The following is an 18,035-nucleotide window of genomic DNA, read 5'->3' as shown; positions in this document are numbered from 1 at the left end:
TCGGGGAGGACGTGGACCTGCCGGTCCGTCACAAGGGAGCGGACCGGCAGGCCCCGATCGCCCCCCGCCGCGGCCCGCCGCCAGGGCTCCGCCCCGAGGCTGAAAGACCGGGGCTCCGCCCCGCACCCCGCTCCTCAAACGCCGGAGGGGCTGGATTGTGCGGGCGGGGCTGGAGCGGTGCGGCAAGGCTGAATGGTGCCGGCGGGATCGGGCCGTGCGGCTCAAAGATCGGGGCTCCGCCCCGCACCCCGCGCCTCAAACGCCGGCGAGGCTGAATGGTGCGGCGGAGGCTGGATGGTGCGGCGAGGCTGGAGAGGGTTCGGCGGGGTTGGGCGGTGCGCCTCAAAGACCGGGGCTCCGCCCCGGACCCCGCGCCTCAAACGCCGGCGGGGCTGGATGGTGCGGCGGAGGCTGAATATGGTGCGGCGAGCTGGATGGTGCCGAGGGGTCGCAGGGGCTGGGGTAGCAGCCGGGCCGGTTGGGGCGGGGTCGGGTGTGTGCCGGGGTGTCCCCGCAGGGCGCCGAACACAACAAGGCCGATCTCTCCGACCCCCCCCGACACGTTCGGCGCCCGAGGAGACACCCCGGCGCGCGCCCGACCCCGGCACAACCGGCCCCCACCCCGACCCCGCCCGAGCAGCGCAGCCACCCGGCGCCCGACCCCGGCACAACCGGCCACCCCCGCACTCCGGCCCAAGCGGCGCAGCCAACCCGCGCCCGGCCCCGGCACAACCGGCCCCCACCCCGACCCCGCCCGAGCGGCGCAGCCAACCGGCGGCGCAGCCAACCGGCCGGAACTCGCGCTTGCCAGGCCACTTAGGCGTACCTAACCTTTGGCTCGCTCCGCTTGAGCGTATCGGCACGACTTCGGGACCCGTCCCCAACCGAAGGAGCCTCCCCCCATGAACGCACGTCTCCACCACGCCCAGCCCTACGCCATCGGCCTCTTCCGGTTCGTCGTCGGACTGCTGTTCGCCTCGCACGGCGCCGCCTCGCTCTTCGGCGTCCTCGGCGGCGCGCACGGCGGCGGCACGGTCGCCACCGGCACCTGGCCGGGGTGGTACGCCGCCGCGATCCAGCTGGTCGCCGGCGTCCTGGTCCTGCTGGGCCTCGGCACCCGGTCGGCCGCCTTCGTCGCCTCCGGTTCGATGGCGTACGCCTACTTCACCGTGCACCAGCCCAGTGCGCTCTGGCCGCTGCAGAACGGCGGCGAGGCCTCCGCGATGTTCTGCTGGGCCTTCCTCCTGCTGGTCTTCACCGGTCCCGGCGCCCTCGCCCTGGACGGGCTGTTCGCCTCCCGCCCGGCCACGTCCTCCGGACGCCGGGACGAAGCCCGCGCGGGGACCGTCACCGCCTGAGGAGTCGTTTCCCCGCCACCCGCTCCGGCGCCCGGCGGCCCCTCATCGGGGCGCCGCGACCAGCCCCATCTCGTAGGCGGTGATGACGAGTTGGACCCGGTCCCGGGCGCCGAGCTTGGTGAACAGCCGCGACACGTGCGATTTGGCCGTGGCGGCCGAGATGAACAGCTCCTCGGCTATCTCGCCGTTCGAGCGGCCCCGCCCCACCAGGGTGAGGACCTCCCGTTCCCGCTCGGTGATGCCGGCGACGGACCGCAGCGCCGGCTCCGGCGCCGCGGGCCCCGGCCGTCGGACGAAGTCCGCGATCAGCCGGCGCGTCACACCCGGCGCGATCAGGGCGTCTCCGGCGGCGACGACCCTGATCGCCGCGAGGATCTCCTCCAGCGCCATGTCCTTCACGGCGAACCCGCTCGCGCCGGCGCGCAGCGCCCCGTAGACGTGGTCGTCCTCGTCGAAGGTGGTCAGGACGAGGATCCTGACGGAGTCGGTCCCGGCCGTGCCGGCGCCCTCGGTGATCAGCCGGGTGGCCTCGATCCCGTCCATGCCCGGCATCCGGATGTCCATCACCACCACGTCGGGGCGCAGTTCCGCGGCGAGGCGCACCGCCTCCGAGCCGGTACCGGCCTCGCCGACGACCTCCAGGTCGGCGGTGTCCGCGATCAGTACGCGCAGGCCGGAGCGGACCAACGGCTGGTCGTCCACGAGCAGTACGCGGACCGGCCGCGCGGGAGCCCCGGTCATCGGGCCTCACCCTCGCCCTCGGCCACCGCTGCCGGCGCGCTGACCGGCACCGAAACCTGCGCCGGCACCGACACGGGCGCGGGCGCCGACACGGGCAGCGGCAGGGCCGCCTCGACCCGGAACCCACCGCCGGGACGGGCCCCGGCACTGAACCGGCCGTGCAGCAGACTCACCCGCTCGCGCATCCCGGTGATGCCGAATCCCGTGCTCCCGATGCCCTCGGGCGTTCCACGCCCGTCGTCGACGACCTCCACGGTCAGCTCCTCTTCCCCGTATCCGATGGTGACCCGGCAGTGCCCGGTGCCGGCGTGGCGCGCCACGTTGGTCAGCGCCTCCTGCACGATGCGGTACGCCGACAGGTCGATGTCCGCGGGGAGTTGGCGCTCCTCCCCCTCCCGCCGTACGTCGACCCGCACTCCGGCGGCCGCGGTCGTGGCCACCAGGGCGCCGAGCTCCGCGAGTCCGGGGGCGGGGCCGAGCGGTGCCTGCTCGTGGGGCCCGTCCGGCTGCGCCTGGCGGAGCGCGACCAGCGTACGACGAAGGCCCGACAGGGTCTCGCGGCTGATGGACTCGATGGCCCGCAGGGCGGCGCGGGCCTCGGCCGGCTGTGTCTCGATGACCCGGCTGCCCATGCCGGCCTGGATGGCGATCACGCCGACGCTGTGGGCGACCATGTCGTGCAACTCGCGTGCGATGCGCAGTCGTTCCGCGGTCACCGCCTCGGAGACCTCCTTCGTCCGCAGTTCCACGGTGTGCTCCCGGCGCTCGCGGAACCGCAGCCCGGTCATGTAGACGGCGCCCAGGGACAGGGAGCCGATCAGGCCGGTGCTCATCATGTCGTAGGGCCCGACCGACAGCAGTCCGACGGCCGGGAGTTCGATGGCGACCACCATGGCGGTGGCGGCGAGCCTGTCCCGCCGGGAGCGCGTGGCGACGATGTAGCCGAGCACGAGGTCCGACGCCATGAACACCAGGAACCGGCCCGGGCTGTGGTCCCTGGCGGCGCCCGCGACGAGCGCGCCCCCGAGGAGCGTCAGCGTCAGCGCCACCAGGGGCCGGCGTCGCAGGAGTCCGACGAGCGGGGTCACGGCGAGCAGCAGCACCGCCCCGAGGAGCGGTCCGGCCGCGTACGGGACGCCGCCGATCAGCAGGCCCGGGACGAGGGCGTAGAGGAGGGCCCCGCCCCATGCCGCGAGGGCCGATGCCGGCTCCGGCGCGGTGCCGTCGGCGCCCTGCGCGTGCCGGCCGCCCCGCACGTGCTGTGCGCCCTGCGCGTGCTGGCCGCCCCGCACACGCTGGTCGGCGCTCTCGGCGCTCTCGGCGCGCTTCGTACGTTTCGCGTTCCTGGGTGGGATGTCCATGCCGCGACGGTAACCAGCGGGCCCACCTGGGGACATCGGCCCCCGGGCTTACACCCCAGGGTGGTGGCTCCCCCGCCCTTGCCGCCCACAGCCCGATGCCCGCGCGCCGGGTCTCCCGGCAGGGTGAGTCGTGTGATCGAGGTCAAGGAACTCACCAAGATGCACGACGGCAGGCCCGCCGTCGACCGGCTGTCCCTCACGGCCGGGCCGGGGACGGTCACGGCGGTCCTCGGCCCCGCCGGGGCCGGCAAGACCAGCGCGCTGCGCCTGATCCTGGGGCTGGACTCCCCCACCGCGGGCACGGTCACCGTGTGCGGGGTCCCGCCGCGCGGCCGACCGCGGAGCCCGCACCAGGTCGGGGCCCTGCCCGAGCCGGCCGCCCTGCGGGGCCGGCGCACCGCGAGGGCGTTCCTGCGGGCTCTGGCCCGCGAGCACGGCATCGGGTCCGGCCGGGTGGCCGAGGTCCTGGCGGAGACGGGCCTGTCGCGGGAGCCGCGGCGGCGCGTGGCGACGTACTCCCCGGCGATGCGGCAGCGGCTGCGCATCGCCGCCGCGCTGCTCGGGGATCCGCCCGTGCTGCTGCTGGACGAGCCGCTGGCCGGTCTGGACGCCGAGGGGGTGCGGTGGGCCCGCGGGCTGCTGCGCGCGCTGGCCGCGGAGGGCCGTACGGTCGCGATCACCGGCGAGCGCGCCGCGGAGGCGGCGGACACCGCCGACCGGATCGTCGTCCTCGGGCGGGGCCGGGTGGTCGTCGCGCAGTCCGCGGACGAGTTCGCCGCGCGGTGCGCCGCGGCCCGGGTCGTCGTCGGCACTCCGCGCTGCGCCGAGCTGGCCGCCGTACTGACGGGCGAGGGCGCCACGGTCGTCCGGGCCCGCCGGTCGGGGGCCGGGCGGCTCGCCGTGACCGGCATGACGGCGGAACGCGTCGGCGCGCTCGCCACCGAGCACGGCATCGTGGTGCTCGAACTCGACACCCGCAGGGCCTCGTTGGAGGAGGTACTGGACGAGCTCGCGGCCGGCGCCCGGGGGTCCGGCCGCCCCGGCGAGGACGATCAGGGGCCGGGTCGGGAGATAGCCTGAGCGCATGGACGAACTGGGCGGGGTGGAGATCGTCGGCTTCGCGGACGGCGAGGCGTTCGAGGGCTGGCTGGCCGGGCACCACACGCGGCAAGAGGGCGTGTGGATCAAGGTGGCCAAAAAGAACTCCGGCATCCCGTCGGTCACCGACGACGAGTTGGTCGACATCGGGCTGTGCTACGGCTGGATCTCCGGTCAGCGGCGCTCCCTCGACGAGCGCCACTACCTGCAGAAGTACGTGCCGCGCCGCGCCAAGAGCCTGTGGTCCCGGGTGAACGTGGACAAGGTGGCGGCGCTGACGGCCGCGGGGCGGATGCGCGAACCGGGGCTGGCCGAGGTGCGCAGGGCGCGGGCGGACGGGCGGTGGGCGAGCGCCTACGCGTCGCAGAAGACGGCGACGGTGCCGCCCGACCTCGCCGCGGCCCTCGACGCGCACCCCGAGGCCCGGAAGGCGTTCGAGGCGCTGGACAGGACCGGGCGCTACCAGCTGATCCTGCCGCTGCTCCAGGCCCTCACGCCGGAAAGCAGGAAGGCCCGGCTCGGCAAGGCCCTGCGCACCCTGACCGCGGGCTAGGGGAATCCTCCACGGAAAAAGGCGTCAGGCCCGGCGTCCCAGGGGGAAGCCGGGCCTGACGGAAGCCGGAGCCGAAGGTCAGGACTCCTGTCCGCGGGCCTTCTCGGCCCGCTCCGCGTTCTTCTCCTTGATCCGGACCGATTCCTTGCGGACCTCGGCCTGGGTGGCGCGCTCCTTCTGCAGCCACTCGGGAGATTCCTGCTTCAGGGCTTCGATCTGCTCGGTGGTGAGGGGCTCGGTGACTCCTCCGCGGGCGAGGCCGGCGATGGACACGCCCAGCTTGGCCGCGACCACCGGCCGGGGGTGCGGACCGTTGCGGCGCAGCTCCTGCAGCCACTCGGGCGGATCGGCCTGGAGCGCACTCAATTCGTTGCGCGAGACGACACCCTCCTGGAACTCGGCGGGGGTGGCCTCGAGGTACACGCCCAGCTTCTTCGCCGCGGTCGCGGGCTTCATCGTCTGGGTGTTCTGGTGCGACGTCATGGTGTCAAGAGTATCGAGCGTGTGCGCTACCTCCGACCACGACGGGTAACCTGGCGGGGTGACAGGCTCGGAAGTACCCCATTCGTTCCGGCTCGCTTATGTCCCCGGGGTGACACCTGGCAAGTGGGTGCGGATCTGGAACGAGCGACTGCCGGATGTCCCGCTGACCCTTGTCGCGGTGTCCCCCGGCGAGGCGTTCGGCGTACTGCGGGAGGGCGGCGCCGACGCGGGATTCGTCCGGCTGCCGGTCGACCGTACGGACCTCAGCGCCATCCCGCTGTACACCGAGACCACGGTGGTGGTGATCCCCAAGGACCACCTGATGGCGGCGACCGAAGAGGTGTCCACCGAGGACCTGGCCGACGAGATCGTGCTGCATCCCCTCGACGACAGCCTCGTGTGGGAGCAGCTGCCGGGACGGCCCGCGATCGAGCGCCCCGCGACGACGGCGGACGCGATCGAGCTGGTGGCGGCCGGGATCGGCGTGCTGGTCGTGCCGCAGTCGCTGGCCCGTCTGCACCACCGCAAGGACCTCACCTACCGGCCGGTCCCGGACGCGCCCGAGTCTCGCGTCGCGCTGTCGTGGCCGCAGGAGGAGACCACCGATCTGGTGGAGGAGTTCATCGGGATCGTCCGCGGCCGGACGGTGAACAGCACGCGAGGGCGCCCGCCGACGCCGCCGCAGCCCAAGGCGAGGCGCAAGCGCCCCGAGACGGGCTCCGGCGCTGGCTCCGGCGCCCAGCGGAAGACCGCGTCCGGCAAGGCCACGGGCAAGAACCCCCGGGGCGGTTCCGGCGGTGCCAAGGCGGGCAAGGGCGGCAAGAGCGGCAAGCCCCGCCGTCGGCCGTAGGCCAGGCGAGGACCGGAACGGCAGGGGAGGCGGCAGGCGAGGGCCCGGAAAGGTCTGCCACGGCCGGTCCGCCCGGCCTGGTCCGAACGACCGGCCTGGGACCGGCCTGGCCTGGGGGATCCGGATCGCCTCGCGGTGTATGCAGGTGGGATGGATCTCCGGCCGGCACACCCCCTTCACCACCGAGCCCACCACCGAGCCCTGCGGGTAAGCCACGCACAGCTGGCGGTCCCGTTCGCGCTGATCGCCCTCGTGACGCTGGTCGACGTCCTCGCTCCGCCGGACGTTCACCTCGGGCCGTTCCTGGTCGCCGCACCGGCATTGACGGCCTCGTTCGCGGGGCCCTGGATGACGGGCTTCGTGGGCCTGGGCGCGGTGCTGGCCCAGGTGGTCGTCGCGATGGTGCGCACCAGCCTGACCGATCTGAACCACACCTTCCAGATCATCGCACTCATCATGATCTCGGGGTTCGTGACCTTCTTCGCCCACCTGCGCGAGGTGCACGAGAAGGAGCTGGTCCAGCTGCGCTCGGTGGCGGAGACCGCCCAGGAGGTGGTCCTGCGGCCGCTCCGCGACCGGATGGGGCCGCTGAGCCTGGCTTCCGTGTACCTCGCGGCGGCGGCCGAGGCCCAGATCGGTGGCGACCTGTACGCGGCCGCCCGTACGGCCGTGGGGACGCGGCTGATCATCGGTGACGTCCGCGGCAAGGGCCTGGAGGCGGTCGGGGACGCCGCGCTCGTGCTCGGCGCCTTCCGGGCCGCCGCCCACCAGGAGGCCGAGCTGCCGGGCCTGGTGAACTACCTGGAGGCGGCGGTCTCCCCGGACCTGGACGGCTCGGAGGACGACGGCCGCGGCGGCGTGCCGGGCGAGGACGGCGAGAGCTTCGTGACCGCGGCCGTCCTGGACGTCCCCGACGGGGAACCGGTGCTGCACCTGGTGAGCTGTGGCCATCCGCCGCCGCTCCTGCTGCCCCGCTCCGGCGGGGTGGTGCGCCTGGAGGTGTCCCAGCCCGGACCGCCCCTGGGCCTCGCCGGGCTCGTGGCCGTGCCCGTCACGGCGCAGACCTTCGCCTTCGCGGCGGGTGACGTCCTGCTCCTCTACACGGACGGGGTTCTGGAGGCGCGTGATCGGGAGGGCACCTTCTACCCCCTCGCCGAGCGCGTGGCCGCCTGCTCCGGCATGCACCCGCGGGCCCTGCTCGATCACCTGTGCCGGGACCTGCTCGCCCACGCGACCGGCAACACCCTGGGCGACGACGCGGCGATGGTGGCGATCGAACGACCCCTGTAGGGATCGAACGGCCCGCCCCGGGGGGAACGGGATCGGGGTTTGCCAGAATCGGATCATGCTGACCATCGGAACGATCGTCATGGGCGCCTCGGACGTGCGGCGCGCCACGGAATTCTGGAGCCGGGCGCTCGGCTACGTCCCGCGCGACGGCGAGGTGGACGAGGGCTGGACCGTCCTGGTCCCCGCGGACGGCGGCGGGCCCGGCCTGGCGCTGGGCCGCAGCGTCACACCCGTACAAGAACGCCCGCGCGTCCACCTCGACCTGTACGTGGCCGACGCGGCGGAGCAGGCGGCGGAGGTGGCGCGCCTGGTGTCGCTGGGTGCCCGGCACGTCGACTGGGACTCCTATCCCGAGGACCCCGATTTCATCGTGCTGGCCGACCCCGAGGGCAACCGCTTCTGCGTCATCGACACCACCCACGGCTGATCCACTCGCGGGACGGCGGGCGCCGGCGAGCCCTGTGCTGCCGAGATGGTCAAGCCCGTTGAACTCGTGATATTCGACTGCGACGGCGTGCTGGTCGACAGGGAGCGCACCGCCGTGCGGGCCAGATCGCCCACGGTGCCGAGTTGGGCTGCCGCTCACCGAGGCCGAGGTCGTGGACCGGTTCATCGGGCGCTCGCACGCCGCCATCCGCGAGCCGGTCGCCGCTCGGCTCGGCCCGGACACGGCCGCGATCTGGTCGGAGAGGTTCGAGCAGCTGCACCGCGAGTCCGTGAGGCCGGGCTCGCCCCGGTCGAGGGCCTCCCGGAAGCACTCGACGCGCTCACCCTGCCGACGTGCGTCGCCTCCAGCGGCTCCCACGACAAGGTGCGGGATGCCCTGGGCCGCACCGGTCTCTACGAGCGCTTCGCGGGCCGCATCTACAGTGCGACCGAATTCCCGTGGCAAGCCCGCCCCCGACCTGTTCCTGTACGCCGCCCGGCAGACGGGCGTCGATCCCGCGGCCTGCGTGGTGGTCGAGGACAGCCGGCCCGGCGTACAGGCGGCACGCGCCGCCGGCATGCGAGCATTCGGCTACGCCGGCGGACTGACCCCGGCCGAACGCCTCGCCGCGCCGCGACACCGTCGTCTTCCACGCCATGCGCGAGCTTCCCCCCCTCATCGCCGAGCAGTGGCCCCGACAGCCCGCTTCCTGATCCCCCTCTTGTCCCTGCCTTAAGCGGAACCTAAGACTCACGGGGGGCGGGTCGAAACGAACGAATGTCCGTTTCGGTGCGGCTAGCGTGCTGCCGCATCACCCAACTCCCCAGTAACACAGAGGCAGGCACGCGATGGGCAGCACAGTCGGGCACCGGCGCAGGACGAGCCGCAAGGCGAAGATCACGGGAGCGATCGTGGCGGCGGCCGTGATCGGAGGCGCGGCCTTCGCCTTCACCGGAACCGCCCAGGCGGCCTCCGTCGGCGCGGTGTACACGAAGTCCAGCTCCTGGAGCGGCGGTTACACCGGCCAGTACGTCATCACCAACCACACCGGCCAGGCGCAGTCGGACTGGACGCTCCAGTTCGACCTGCCGGCGGGCACGAAGATCGACTCCCTGTGGAACGGCACCCACACCGTCTCCGGCCGGCGGGTCACCGTGAAGCCCGCGACCTGGAACCGGGAGCTCGCCGCCGGGGCCTCCGTCACCGTCGGTTTCGTCACCAGCGGGTCCGGCTCCCCCGGCGACCCGACCGGCTGCCTGATCAACGGGGTGAAGTGCTCCGTGGACCAGGGCGCGACGGCCCAGCCGAGCGGACGGCCCACCGCCCGTCCCACCGTCACCGCGACCGCGCCCGCGACGCCCACCGCGCCCACCACCTCGGCCGCGCCGACGAAGACCACGGCACCCTCCCCCACGCCGACCCCCACCGCCCCCGTCCCCGCACCCGGCGGCAGCGGCGCGCGCTTCGCCCCGTACGTGGACACCTCCCTGTACCCCGCCTACGACCTGGTCGACACCGCGGCCAAGACCGGCGTCAAGGAGTTCCACCTCGCCTTCATCACCTCCGGCGGCGGCTGCGCGCCCCTGTGGGGCGGTGTCACGGACCTCGCCAGCGACAAGGTCGCCGCGCAGATCGGTGCGCTGCGCGCCAAGGGCGGTGACGTACGGGTGTCGTTCGGCGGCGCCGCCGGACACGAACTGGCCCTGAACTGCGCCACCGTGGACGAGCTGGCGGCCGCGTACGGGAAGGTCGTCGACCAGTACCGGCTCACCAAGGTGGACTTCGACATCGAGGGCGCGGCCCTGCCGGACACCGCGGCCAACGCGCGCCGTGCGCAGGCCATCGCCCGGCTGCAGAAGTCCCACCCCGGCCTGGACGTCGCCTTCACCCTGCCCGTGATGCCCGAAGGACTGACCCAGCCGGGTGTGGCGCTGCTGGCCGACGCCAAGAAGAACGGCGTGCGGGTGGACGGCGTCAACATCATGGCGATGGACTACGGCCCGGCGTACAGCGGGGACATGGGGCAGTACGCGATCCAGGCCGCGACGGCCACCCAGGCCCAGCTCAAGGGTGTGCTCGGGCTCTCCGACGCGGCGGCGTGGAAGGCCGTGGCCGTCACACCGATGATCGGCGTGAACGATGTCACGAGCGAGATCTTCACCGTCGCGGACGCGACGCAGCTGGTCGAGTTCGCGGCGTCGAAGGGGATCGGCCGGCTGGCCATGTGGTCCTCGACGCGAGACAAGCAGTGTGCGGCCGGCGCCGTCAACTACGCCGACGCCACGTGCAGTTCGATCCTCCAGCAACCGCTGGCCTTCACCAAGGCGTTCGCCGCGCTCAAGTAGCCGCGCCGAACGGCCCACGGCCCCGCCGCACATGAGGTGCGGCGGGACCGTCACGCGCTACGCGAGGATGCCGGCGCGGGTGGCGAGGTCGAGCGCCACTGCCGGCCGCGGCGCGGGGCGGCCTTCGGTGTGGCCCGGGGCCAGCAGGGCCGCGACGGCCTCCGCGTCGGCCTTGCGCTCCCGCGCCAGCGCCTCGAACCGGACGACGGCCTCGGCCAGGCCGCGTGCGCCGTCGTACGGGGCGTCATACGACGCCACGGCGAGCCCGAGGAACTCCTCGTGCGAGCCGACCCAGGGGGCGGCCCCGTCCAGCCCGTCCTCCCTCAGCTCGTCCGGGTAGGGGATGCGGTGCCAGGCGCCGCCCTCCCACCAGTAGACGAAGCCGAAGAGGTTCCCCTCGGCGTCGTCCCTCAGGAGCTCCCAGGGCAGCCATGCGGGGCCGCCGGCCAGGAAGTCGATCTGCTCGCCGTCGGCATGGGTGTGGCTGCCGTCGGGGTCCTGGCCGCAGAACACGGCGCGTTCCCCGTCGAACAGGGTCAGCCGCCACCAGCCGCCCGCGCCGGTGGAGTGGCACCACAGGCCGTCGTCGTCGAGCGAGAATTCGGTGCTGGTCGAGCATGCGGCGTCGACCATGGCCATGGTCACCGCCCTCGCCCACAACTGCTCGGGGTGGTCGAGGTCTTCGGGCCGGCTCGGCGTGTGCATGGTGTGGTCTCCTCCCTGTGCCGGACACAGCCTCGCACGCCGGGGCCGCGCGCCCGAGCGCGGGCCCGGCCCGGCCGCCCATCGGTCCGTCAGTCCTCGTTCATCAGCCGAAATGTCGATGGTCGGGCGGGCCCGGGGGCTGGGACGCTGACAGAAGGCCGTTCGGCCCACTTCCCGCCATTCCCTCCCGAGCAGGAGCCGCTTGTCATGCTGGTCCTCGACTCTTCCCGTGCGGACACCGCGCTGGCGCGCCGCGCCGCCGTGCGCTGCCTGCAGGCCAGGTGCCCGAGGGCCGATGTGGATTCCGCCACCGCGCCGGCGGCCCCAACTCCCGCCCTCGTGTGCGGGTTGCCGTCCGACCATGCCTTCGAACACACGGACCCCCGCCGCCGTTCCGCGCAGTCGCCGCGCCCTGCTGCGCACCACTGTGGCGGGCACGGCGGCCGCCGGCGCCGGCTCGTCGAGGGGCAGCAGCCGTTCGCGGTCGTGCTGGGCTGCGCGGATTCGCGGGTGCCGCCGGAACTGGTGTTCGATCAAGGGCTGGGCGATCTGCTGACCGTACGGTCGGCGGGCGAGGTGCTCGACGAGGCGGTGCTGGGGAGCATCGCGTACGGGGTTCTGGAGCTGCGCGTACCGCTGGTGCTCGTCCTGGCCCACCAGTCGTGCGGGGCGGTGGCCGCGGCGGTCCACGCCGCGAGACGGGCGAGCCGCTCCCCGCCCACATCCGGTACCTGGCCGATCAGATACGGCCGTCCATCGATCACCGTCAGCACGGTGACGCCCGCGTCGACGCGACGATCAACGCCCACGTACGGGAGGTCCGTCGCCGGCTGGCGGCCGAGCCCGACCTCGCCGGGAAGGTCACGGCGGGCGAACTGGCCGTGGTCGCCGCCCGCTACGAACTGCGCGACCAGCAGGTGCGCACCTTGTCGTGACGGCGGCGGCGCGTACGGCTCATCCCGGCGCTGACCGCGACCGGGATGAGCCTGGCTTCACGACGGTCAGGCGTTGACGCAGACGTTGCCGGCGGCCGGGTTGAGCGCACCGATCACGTTGATGCTGTTCCCGCACAGGTTGATCGGAACGTGGATCGGAATCTGGACCACGTTGCCGGAGAGGAATCCGGGCGAGCCGATCGCGGCACCCTCGGCCTTGGCGTCCGCCGACGCCGAGGACGCACCGCCGATGACCGCCAGGCCCAGCACCAGGGCAAGACCTGCACTCTTCAGAACACGCGACACGTGACATCTCCTTGTTACCGCACAGCGGTGCCGGAGCACCGCGCGGCCCCGAGGGGGACCGCCCTCTTTCATTCGGCAGCTGACCGCCGCCCGGCCTGGTTCAGGAGCCCGGTTCCCTCGAAGGGGTACCCCGGCGGCCCCCGTTTGGGGGCATCGGAGCCCGGCGGCCGTGGAGCCGTTCGACGGAGCCTTGTTCGAAAGGGGCGGCGCAACGTGCTTCCGCCGACCACCCCTTCACCGCCGGGCCTCCCCGGCCGTGGGGTGAAGTCGGCACGGGCGCGGAGCCGGCCCACCGGATCACCGGCGGCCTGCACGACCTACCGGGCGCGCTGTGGATCGACGCGTCCGCGGGGCGATGGCGGCCGCCGCCGGGGCGTGCGGCCGGGCGCCGGAGCCGGCCGCCGGCTCGCCGGCGCTCGGCGACGCACCCCGCCGCGGCGGGCCGGCCCCCGGCAGCCGCAGGTGCGCGTACAGGTACTCGGAGCGGCCCCGGTAGCGGCAGCGGACCACCGCGCCCGGCGGTACGAGGCTCACATGGCCCGGCCGGATGGCGTGGCGCACCCCGTCGACGGTGAGTCCGGCGGCGTACCGGGACAGGTACGGTTGCCACAGGTCCGGGAGCCGGAAGACGTCGACGGCGCTGGTGACCCCGTGCAGTCCCACCCCGATGCTCACGACGGCGGGCGGTTCGTCGAGTGGTACGGCGGCCAGGATCCCGGGCCGGACCCAGTGGGGATCGTCCGTCATGGGTGCGGGGGTACCAGACCCCATGAGCCGGCAACACCATTTCGACCGATCACTCCAAACGATCGGTTCATACGCGCCTCTTGAGCGCCATTTCGCACGCGTGCTAGAAACGGTCGGCAGGGCACCCCCCAGCTCTGGAGGTTCCATGTCCGTTCCATGGTCCCGCCGTTCCTTCCTCCACCTCTCCGGAAACGCCGCTCTGGTGACCGGAATCCCCTCGCCCTTCACCCTCTCGACAGCCGGCGCCGCGTCCGCCGCGGGCGACGAATTCGACCAACTCCGCGACAGATGGCGCGAGATGGTGCTGGGCGCCGGGTTCGACCCGACGGCCGCGCCGTTCGCCGGAAAGCTGGCGATGCTGGGCAGCGAGGCCGCCGAGCAGCGCGCGGCCATGGCGGCCGTCACCGGATCGCTCTGGCCCGACCTGCCCCTGACCCTCTCCGCCTCGATCACCGCCAGCTACGCCCGGCTGGGGACGATGGCCCAGGCGTACGCGCAGCCCGGCACGGGCCTCACCGGCGACAGTGGACTGGCCGCCGACATCAGGACGGGTCTCGATCACCTCCACGAGCAGGTCTACCACCCGGCGAAGAGCCCGTTCGGCAACTGGTGGGACTTCCGGATCGGTTCACCGCAGCTGCTGCTGGACATCAGCACCGTCCTGTACGCGCAGCTCTCCCCCGCGCAGCTCGCCGGCTACCTCGCGGCGGTCGACCGCTTCGTCCCCGACTCCGCGGTCGCCCAGTACACCGGCACCAGCACCGGCGCCAACCGGGTGGACCTGTGCCGCTCACTGGCGCTGCGCGGCATCCTCGGCCGGAGCCCGGCCAAGGTCGCGCTCGCCCGCGACGCCCTCTCCCCCGTCTTCCCCGTCGTCACCAGCGGGGACGGCTTCTACGCCGACGGGTCCTTCGTCCAGCACACCTACCTCTCCTATACCGGCTCCTACGGTGCGGTGCTGCTCGGCGGCCTGGCCGGGCTCTTCGCCCTGCTCAGCGGTTCGACCTGGGCGGTCACCGACCCCGGCCGGCAGCTGGTCCTCGACTCGGTGGAGAAGTCCTTCGCCCCCTTCCTCTACAACGGCCTGATGATGGACGCGGTGTCAGGGCGCTCCACCAGCCGCGGCAATCCGAGGACCAGCCCCTACGGGTTCCAGGGCGGTGACCACGGCCGCGGCCACGGGATCCTCGCCTCCATCGCCCTGCTGGGGACCGCCGCGAGCGGCGCGGAGCGGCAGCGCTGGCGCGGCCTGGTGAAGGGCTGGATGCGACGGGACTACTACAGCCCGGTGCTCTCGGACACCGACCTGGGCGTCGCGGCGCTGGCCCGGCTGGGGGCCGTAGTGGACGACGGCGCCGTCACGGCGATCGCCGAGCCGACCGGGCACCGGCTCTTCCCCAGCATGGACCGGGCGGTCCACCGCCGTCCCGGCTGGGCGGCCTCGATCAGCATGGCCTCCAAACGGATGGGCCTCTACGAGACGGGCAACGGGGAGAACCTCCGCGGCTGGCACGCCGGCGCGGGCATGCTCCAGTGGTGGGGGGACACGTACGGCAACGGCCAGTACACCGATGCCTTCTGGCCCACCGTCGACCCGTACCGACTGCCGGGGACCACCGTGTCGAGGAAGCCGCTCGCCGACGCGGAGGGGGGTGCCTGGGGCCTGCCGCGGCCGGACGTGAGCTGGGTCGGCGGGGCGACGGACGGGGAGTACGCCGCCGTCGGCCAGTTCGTGCGCGGACTGTCGAGCACGCTGTACGCGAAGAAGTCCTGGTTCTGTCTGGCCGACGGGATCGTCTGCCTGGCCGGGTCGGTGCGGGCCACCGACGGCGCCGTCGTCGAGACGGTGGTCGAGAACCGCAACCTCGGCGCCACCGGCTCCCAGGCCCTCACCGTGAACGGCGCCGCGCAGTCCACCGCCCCGGGCTGGTCGGCCACCCTCCCCGGTACCCGCTGGGCGCAGATCGCCGGCCACGGCGGGTACGTGTTCCCCGGCGGGGCCACGGTCAGGGCGCTGCGCGAGGCCCGGACGGGCTCCTGGCACGACATCAACACCGGCGGCGCCACCGACCCGGTCACCCGCCGCTATCTGACCCTGTGGTTCGACCACGGTGTGGACCCGGTCGATGCGGCCTGTTCCCACATCCTGATGCCGGGCGCCACCGCCGCCGCCACCGCGGCCCGGGCCGCCGACACCGGATGGCTCACGGTCCTCGCCAACGACAACACCCGGCAGGGCGTCCGGGTCGCCTCGCTGGGGGTCACCGCCGTGAACTTCTGGTTCGCCGGGTCGGCCGGCGCCCTCACCTCCGACGGTCCCGCGTGTGTCCTCGTACGGGAGCACGGAGACGGCCGGGCCACGCTGTGCGTCTCCGATCCGATGGATGCGCACCGCGCTCACGCTCACGTGGCACCGGCCGGTGGCGTCCGTTCTGTCCAAGCCGGCCGCGGTCACCTCCGCCACCACCGGCTCGGCCCTCACCCTCGTCTTCGGGGATCTCACCGCTCTGGCCGGGGCGACCCAGCGCATCGAGGTCGCGCTGGGCTGAGCCCGCGGGTCAGCGGACGAGGGAGCGGAGCAGCCGGGGGTCCGCCTCGGTCAGTCGGTCCAGGACCAGGCGGCCGTCGGCCGCCGGGATCGGCAGGGCGGAGGGGACGACGAGGACGGATCAGCCCGGTGGGGCTGTCCTCCACGGCGACGCAGGACCCGGCGGCGGGGGCTGGACGCGGGCATCTATTTCACCGCACCCGTCGTCAGCCCGGAGCGCCAGAAGCGCTGGAGGCAGAGGAAGGCGATCACCAGCGGGACCACGGCGATGAGCGAGCCGGTGATCGCCAGTGAGTACATCTGCGGGCTCTCCGTCGTCGAGATGTTCCACATGTGGAGGCCGAGGCTGACCGGGTACAGGTCCTTGTCGTTCAGCATGACGAGGGCGCCGTAGAAGTTGTTCCAGCTCGCGGTGAAGGAGAACAGGAAGAGCGTCGTGAAGCCGGGGGCGAGCATCGGCAGTGCGATCGTGCGGAAGGTCCGCAGCTCGCCCGCGCCGTCGACCCGTGCTGCCTCGATGACCTCGTACGGGACGTATCCCTCGGAGAAGACCCGGGCGAGGTAGACGCCGAACGGGTTGACCAGGGAGGGGATCAGCAGGGCCCAGTAGGTGTTGGTGAGCCCGGCCTCGGAGGCCAGCAGGTATGTGGGGAGGGTCAGGACCGCTCCCGGTACGAGCACGCCCGCGAGGACCACGCCGAAGAGCTTCTCCTTGCCGGCGAAGGCGTACTTGTCGAAGGCGTACCCCGCCGCGACGGATATGAGGGAGGAGAGGGCGGAGCCGACGACGGCGTACAGGACGGTGTTGAGCAGCCAGCGTCCGTAGATGCCGTCGTTGTGGGTGAAGACGTCGTGGATGTTGGAGAGGAGGTTGAACTCCCCGAAGGCGAACCCGCCGGTGGCGAAGAGGTCGCGGCGGTTCTTGGTGGCGGCGATCAGCAGCCAGCTGATCGGCATCAGCGTGTAGAGCGTCAGCATGATCAGTACGGTGTTGACGGCGGCCTTGGAGGCCCAGGCGCGGGGGGCGCCGGGCCCGGACCGGCGGGAGCGCCGGCGCGTCGCCGTGGGGCGGTCGTGCGGCGGGGCGCCGTGCTCGGCGGCGGCGCGGGGGCGGACGGTCTCCGTGGTCATGCTTCCTGCCACCGCTTCCCGATCCGGGTCACCGCGTAGGACAGCGCTCCGGCCACCAGGGCCAGCAGCAGCGACGCGGCGGCCGCGCTCGCGTAGTCCTGGTCGATGAACGCCTTGCTGACGATGTACATCGTGGGTGACCAGTCGTTGCCGAGGGCCTGCGCCTTGTCGGAGAGCAGCTTGGGCTCGGTGAAGAGCTGGATCGCTCCGACACAGGTGAACAGGACGGTCATGACCACCGAGGAGCGGATGACCGGGACCTTGATGCGCAGGGCGATGCGCCAGGCGCCGGCGCCGTCGACCGTGGCGGCCTCGATGACCTCGCGGGGAACTGCCTGGAGCGCGGCGAAGAAGATCACCATGTTGTAGCCGACCCACTGCCAGACGGCGATGTTGACCATCGACGAGAGGGAGTTGCCGGGTGAGAAGAAGTTCCAGCTGCCGCCCGCGCCGTCGATCCACTCGATCACCGGGCTGAGTCCGGGGGTGTAGAGGTAGATCCAGGTGATCGCGGCGATCAGTCCCGGCACGGCGTGCGGCAGGAAGAAGGCGAGCTGGAAGAAGCGCTTGGCCCGGGCGTAGGCGGAGTCGACGAGGAGGGCCAGGCCCAGTGCGCCGCCGATCATCACCGGGATGTAGGCCAGGCAGTACGCGGCGACGTTCAGGAAGGACGTGCGGAACGCCGGATCGGCCAGCACCGCCGCGTAGTTCGCCACGCCGGAGAAGGTCCGCTTGACGCCGCCGAACCCGAGCCCCGAGGACTGTTCCCGGTACAGGCTCATCCATCCCGCGTAGACGACCGGCGCCACCGTGACGACGGCGAAGAGCGCGAAGAAGGGGGTGAGGAACAGGGCGACGGCGCCGTGTCGGCGGCGGCGGAGCGGGCGTGCGGGGCGTACCCGCGTGGGGGACGGTGTACGCGGCGGGGCGCTGGGGGGTGAGGCCACGGGAGGCTCCTTGGCGGTGCGGTGGTTCCGGGTTCGGTTCCGGGTCCGGGCTTCGGCGGTCCGGGCTTCCGCGGTCGGGAGGTCCGCGGTCGGGAGGTCCGCGGTCCGGGCTTCCGCGGTCGGAAGGTCCGCGGTCCGGACGTCCACGGACCCGGCTTCCGCGGTCCGGGTCCGGGGAGGGGGGCCGGCGGATCGGGCGGGCCACCCCCG

15 protein-coding genes and 3 pseudogenes are annotated in these 18,035 nt (G+C 73.1%); 10 read left to right on the top strand and 8 right to left on the bottom strand.

Annotated elements, in window-relative coordinates; genetic code table 11:
- Positions 1–902: 902 nt before the first annotated feature.
- Positions 903–1,358, top strand: coding sequence for a DoxX family protein (locus tag ACZ4VT_RS17425; protein ID WP_467950506.1), 456 nt, complete (start codon positions 903–905; stop codon positions 1,356–1,358).
- A 42-nt stretch (positions 1,359–1,400) separates the two neighbouring features.
- On the opposite strand, the gene ACZ4VT_RS17420 is transcribed toward ACZ4VT_RS17425, so the two are convergent.
- Together ACZ4VT_RS17420 and ACZ4VT_RS17415 are read right to left on the bottom strand one after the other, a co-directional pair.
- Positions 1,401–2,099, bottom strand: a complete 699-nt coding sequence (locus tag ACZ4VT_RS17420) for a response regulator (protein WP_467950503.1) — start codon at positions 2,097–2,099, stop codon at positions 1,401–1,403.
- Complete coding sequence (locus ACZ4VT_RS17415) at positions 2,096–3,460, bottom strand: sensor histidine kinase (protein WP_467950500.1); 1,365 nt, start codon at positions 3,458–3,460, stop codon at positions 2,096–2,098. Before ACZ4VT_RS17415 ends, ACZ4VT_RS17420 begins: the two co-directional genes overlap by 4 nt.
- A gap of 132 nt (positions 3,461–3,592) precedes the next feature.
- Here ACZ4VT_RS17415 and ACZ4VT_RS17410 point away from each other — a divergent pair, with 132 nt between their 5' ends.
- Together ACZ4VT_RS17410 and ACZ4VT_RS17405 are read left to right on the top strand one after the other, a co-directional pair.
- Positions 3,593–4,540, top strand: coding sequence for an ABC transporter ATP-binding protein (locus ACZ4VT_RS17410; RefSeq protein WP_467950497.1), 948 nt, complete (start codon positions 3,593–3,595; stop codon positions 4,538–4,540).
- A gap of 4 nt (positions 4,541–4,544) precedes the next feature.
- Positions 4,545–5,111: a YdeI/OmpD-associated family protein gene (locus ACZ4VT_RS17405; protein WP_467950495.1), complete on the top strand. Its 567-nt coding sequence runs from the start codon at positions 4,545–4,547 to the stop codon at positions 5,109–5,111.
- A 78-nt stretch (positions 5,112–5,189) separates the two neighbouring features.
- Here the strand turns inward: ACZ4VT_RS17405 and ACZ4VT_RS17400 are convergent, their stop codons facing one another.
- Positions 5,190–5,594, bottom strand: coding sequence for a DUF5997 family protein (locus ACZ4VT_RS17400; RefSeq protein WP_467950493.1), 405 nt, complete (start codon positions 5,592–5,594; stop codon positions 5,190–5,192).
- 58 nt (positions 5,595–5,652) lie between these two features.
- On the opposite strand from ACZ4VT_RS17400, the gene ACZ4VT_RS17395 reads away from it, so the two are divergent.
- The 5 genes and pseudogenes from ACZ4VT_RS17395 to ACZ4VT_RS17375 all read left to right on the top strand — a co-directional run bounded on the left by ACZ4VT_RS17395 (position 5,653) and on the right by ACZ4VT_RS17375 (position 10,506).
- Complete coding sequence (locus ACZ4VT_RS17395; RefSeq protein ID WP_467950491.1) at positions 5,653–6,444, top strand: LysR family substrate-binding domain-containing protein; 792 nt, start codon at positions 5,653–5,655, stop codon at positions 6,442–6,444.
- A 150-nt stretch (positions 6,445–6,594) separates the two neighbouring features.
- Entirely contained in the window at positions 6,595–7,734 is a 1,140-nt protein-coding gene (locus ACZ4VT_RS17390; RefSeq protein ID WP_467950489.1) for a PP2C family protein-serine/threonine phosphatase, read from the top strand.
- 55 nt (positions 7,735–7,789) lie between these two features.
- A complete protein-coding gene (locus tag ACZ4VT_RS17385) occupies positions 7,790–8,161 on the top strand; it encodes a VOC family protein (RefSeq protein WP_362805043.1) in 372 nt (123 codons plus the stop codon).
- 45 nt (positions 8,162–8,206) lie between these two features.
- Positions 8,207–8,897: pseudogene (locus ACZ4VT_RS17380) on the top strand (HAD-IA family hydrolase).
- Positions 8,898–9,009: 112 nt separating this feature from the next.
- A complete protein-coding gene (locus ACZ4VT_RS17375) occupies positions 9,010–10,506 on the top strand; it encodes a glycoside hydrolase family 18 protein (RefSeq protein ID WP_467950487.1) in 1,497 nt (498 codons plus the stop codon).
- 57 nt (positions 10,507–10,563) lie between these two features.
- Here ACZ4VT_RS17375 and ACZ4VT_RS17370 read toward each other — a convergent pair whose 3' ends face one another.
- Complete coding sequence (locus ACZ4VT_RS17370; RefSeq protein WP_467950485.1) at positions 10,564–11,211, bottom strand: hypothetical protein; 648 nt, start codon at positions 11,209–11,211, stop codon at positions 10,564–10,566.
- A gap of 270 nt (positions 11,212–11,481) precedes the next feature.
- Here ACZ4VT_RS17370 and ACZ4VT_RS17365 point away from each other — a divergent pair.
- Positions 11,482–12,146: pseudogene (locus ACZ4VT_RS17365) on the top strand (carbonic anhydrase).
- A gap of 66 nt (positions 12,147–12,212) precedes the next feature.
- Here ACZ4VT_RS17365 and ACZ4VT_RS17360 read toward each other — a convergent pair.
- A complete protein-coding gene (locus ACZ4VT_RS17360) occupies positions 12,213–12,452 on the bottom strand; it encodes a chaplin (RefSeq protein ID WP_467950483.1) in 240 nt (79 codons plus the stop codon).
- Between the two features lie 297 nt (positions 12,453–12,749).
- On the bottom strand, positions 12,750–13,199 hold the full coding sequence (locus ACZ4VT_RS17355; protein ID WP_467950482.1) for a hypothetical protein: 450 nt from the start codon (positions 13,197–13,199) through the stop codon (positions 12,750–12,752).
- Positions 13,200–13,344: 145 nt separating this feature from the next.
- On the opposite strand from ACZ4VT_RS17355, the pseudogene ACZ4VT_RS17350 reads away from it, so the two are divergent.
- A pseudogene (locus ACZ4VT_RS17350) lies at positions 13,345–15,748 on the top strand (polysaccharide lyase 8 family protein).
- A 185-nt stretch (positions 15,749–15,933) separates the two neighbouring features.
- On the opposite strand, the gene ACZ4VT_RS17345 reads toward ACZ4VT_RS17350, so the two are convergent.
- Both ACZ4VT_RS17345 and ACZ4VT_RS17340 read right to left on the bottom strand, forming a co-directional pair.
- Positions 15,934–16,878 carry a carbohydrate ABC transporter permease gene (locus tag ACZ4VT_RS17345; protein ID WP_467950481.1) on the bottom strand — a complete coding sequence of 315 codons (945 nt, stop codon included), beginning with the start codon at positions 16,876–16,878 and terminating at the stop codon, positions 15,934–15,936.
- Complete coding sequence (locus tag ACZ4VT_RS17340) at positions 16,875–17,825, bottom strand: carbohydrate ABC transporter permease (RefSeq protein WP_467950479.1); 951 nt, start codon at positions 17,823–17,825, stop codon at positions 16,875–16,877. The genes ACZ4VT_RS17345 and ACZ4VT_RS17340 overlap by 4 nt, the downstream gene beginning before the upstream one ends.
- Between the last annotated feature and the right edge of the window lie 210 nt (positions 17,826–18,035).

The sequence above is a fragment of the Streptomyces sp. NPDC029164 genome (assembly GCF_055563995.1).
This window is presented reverse-complemented; position numbering and strand designations above follow the sequence as displayed.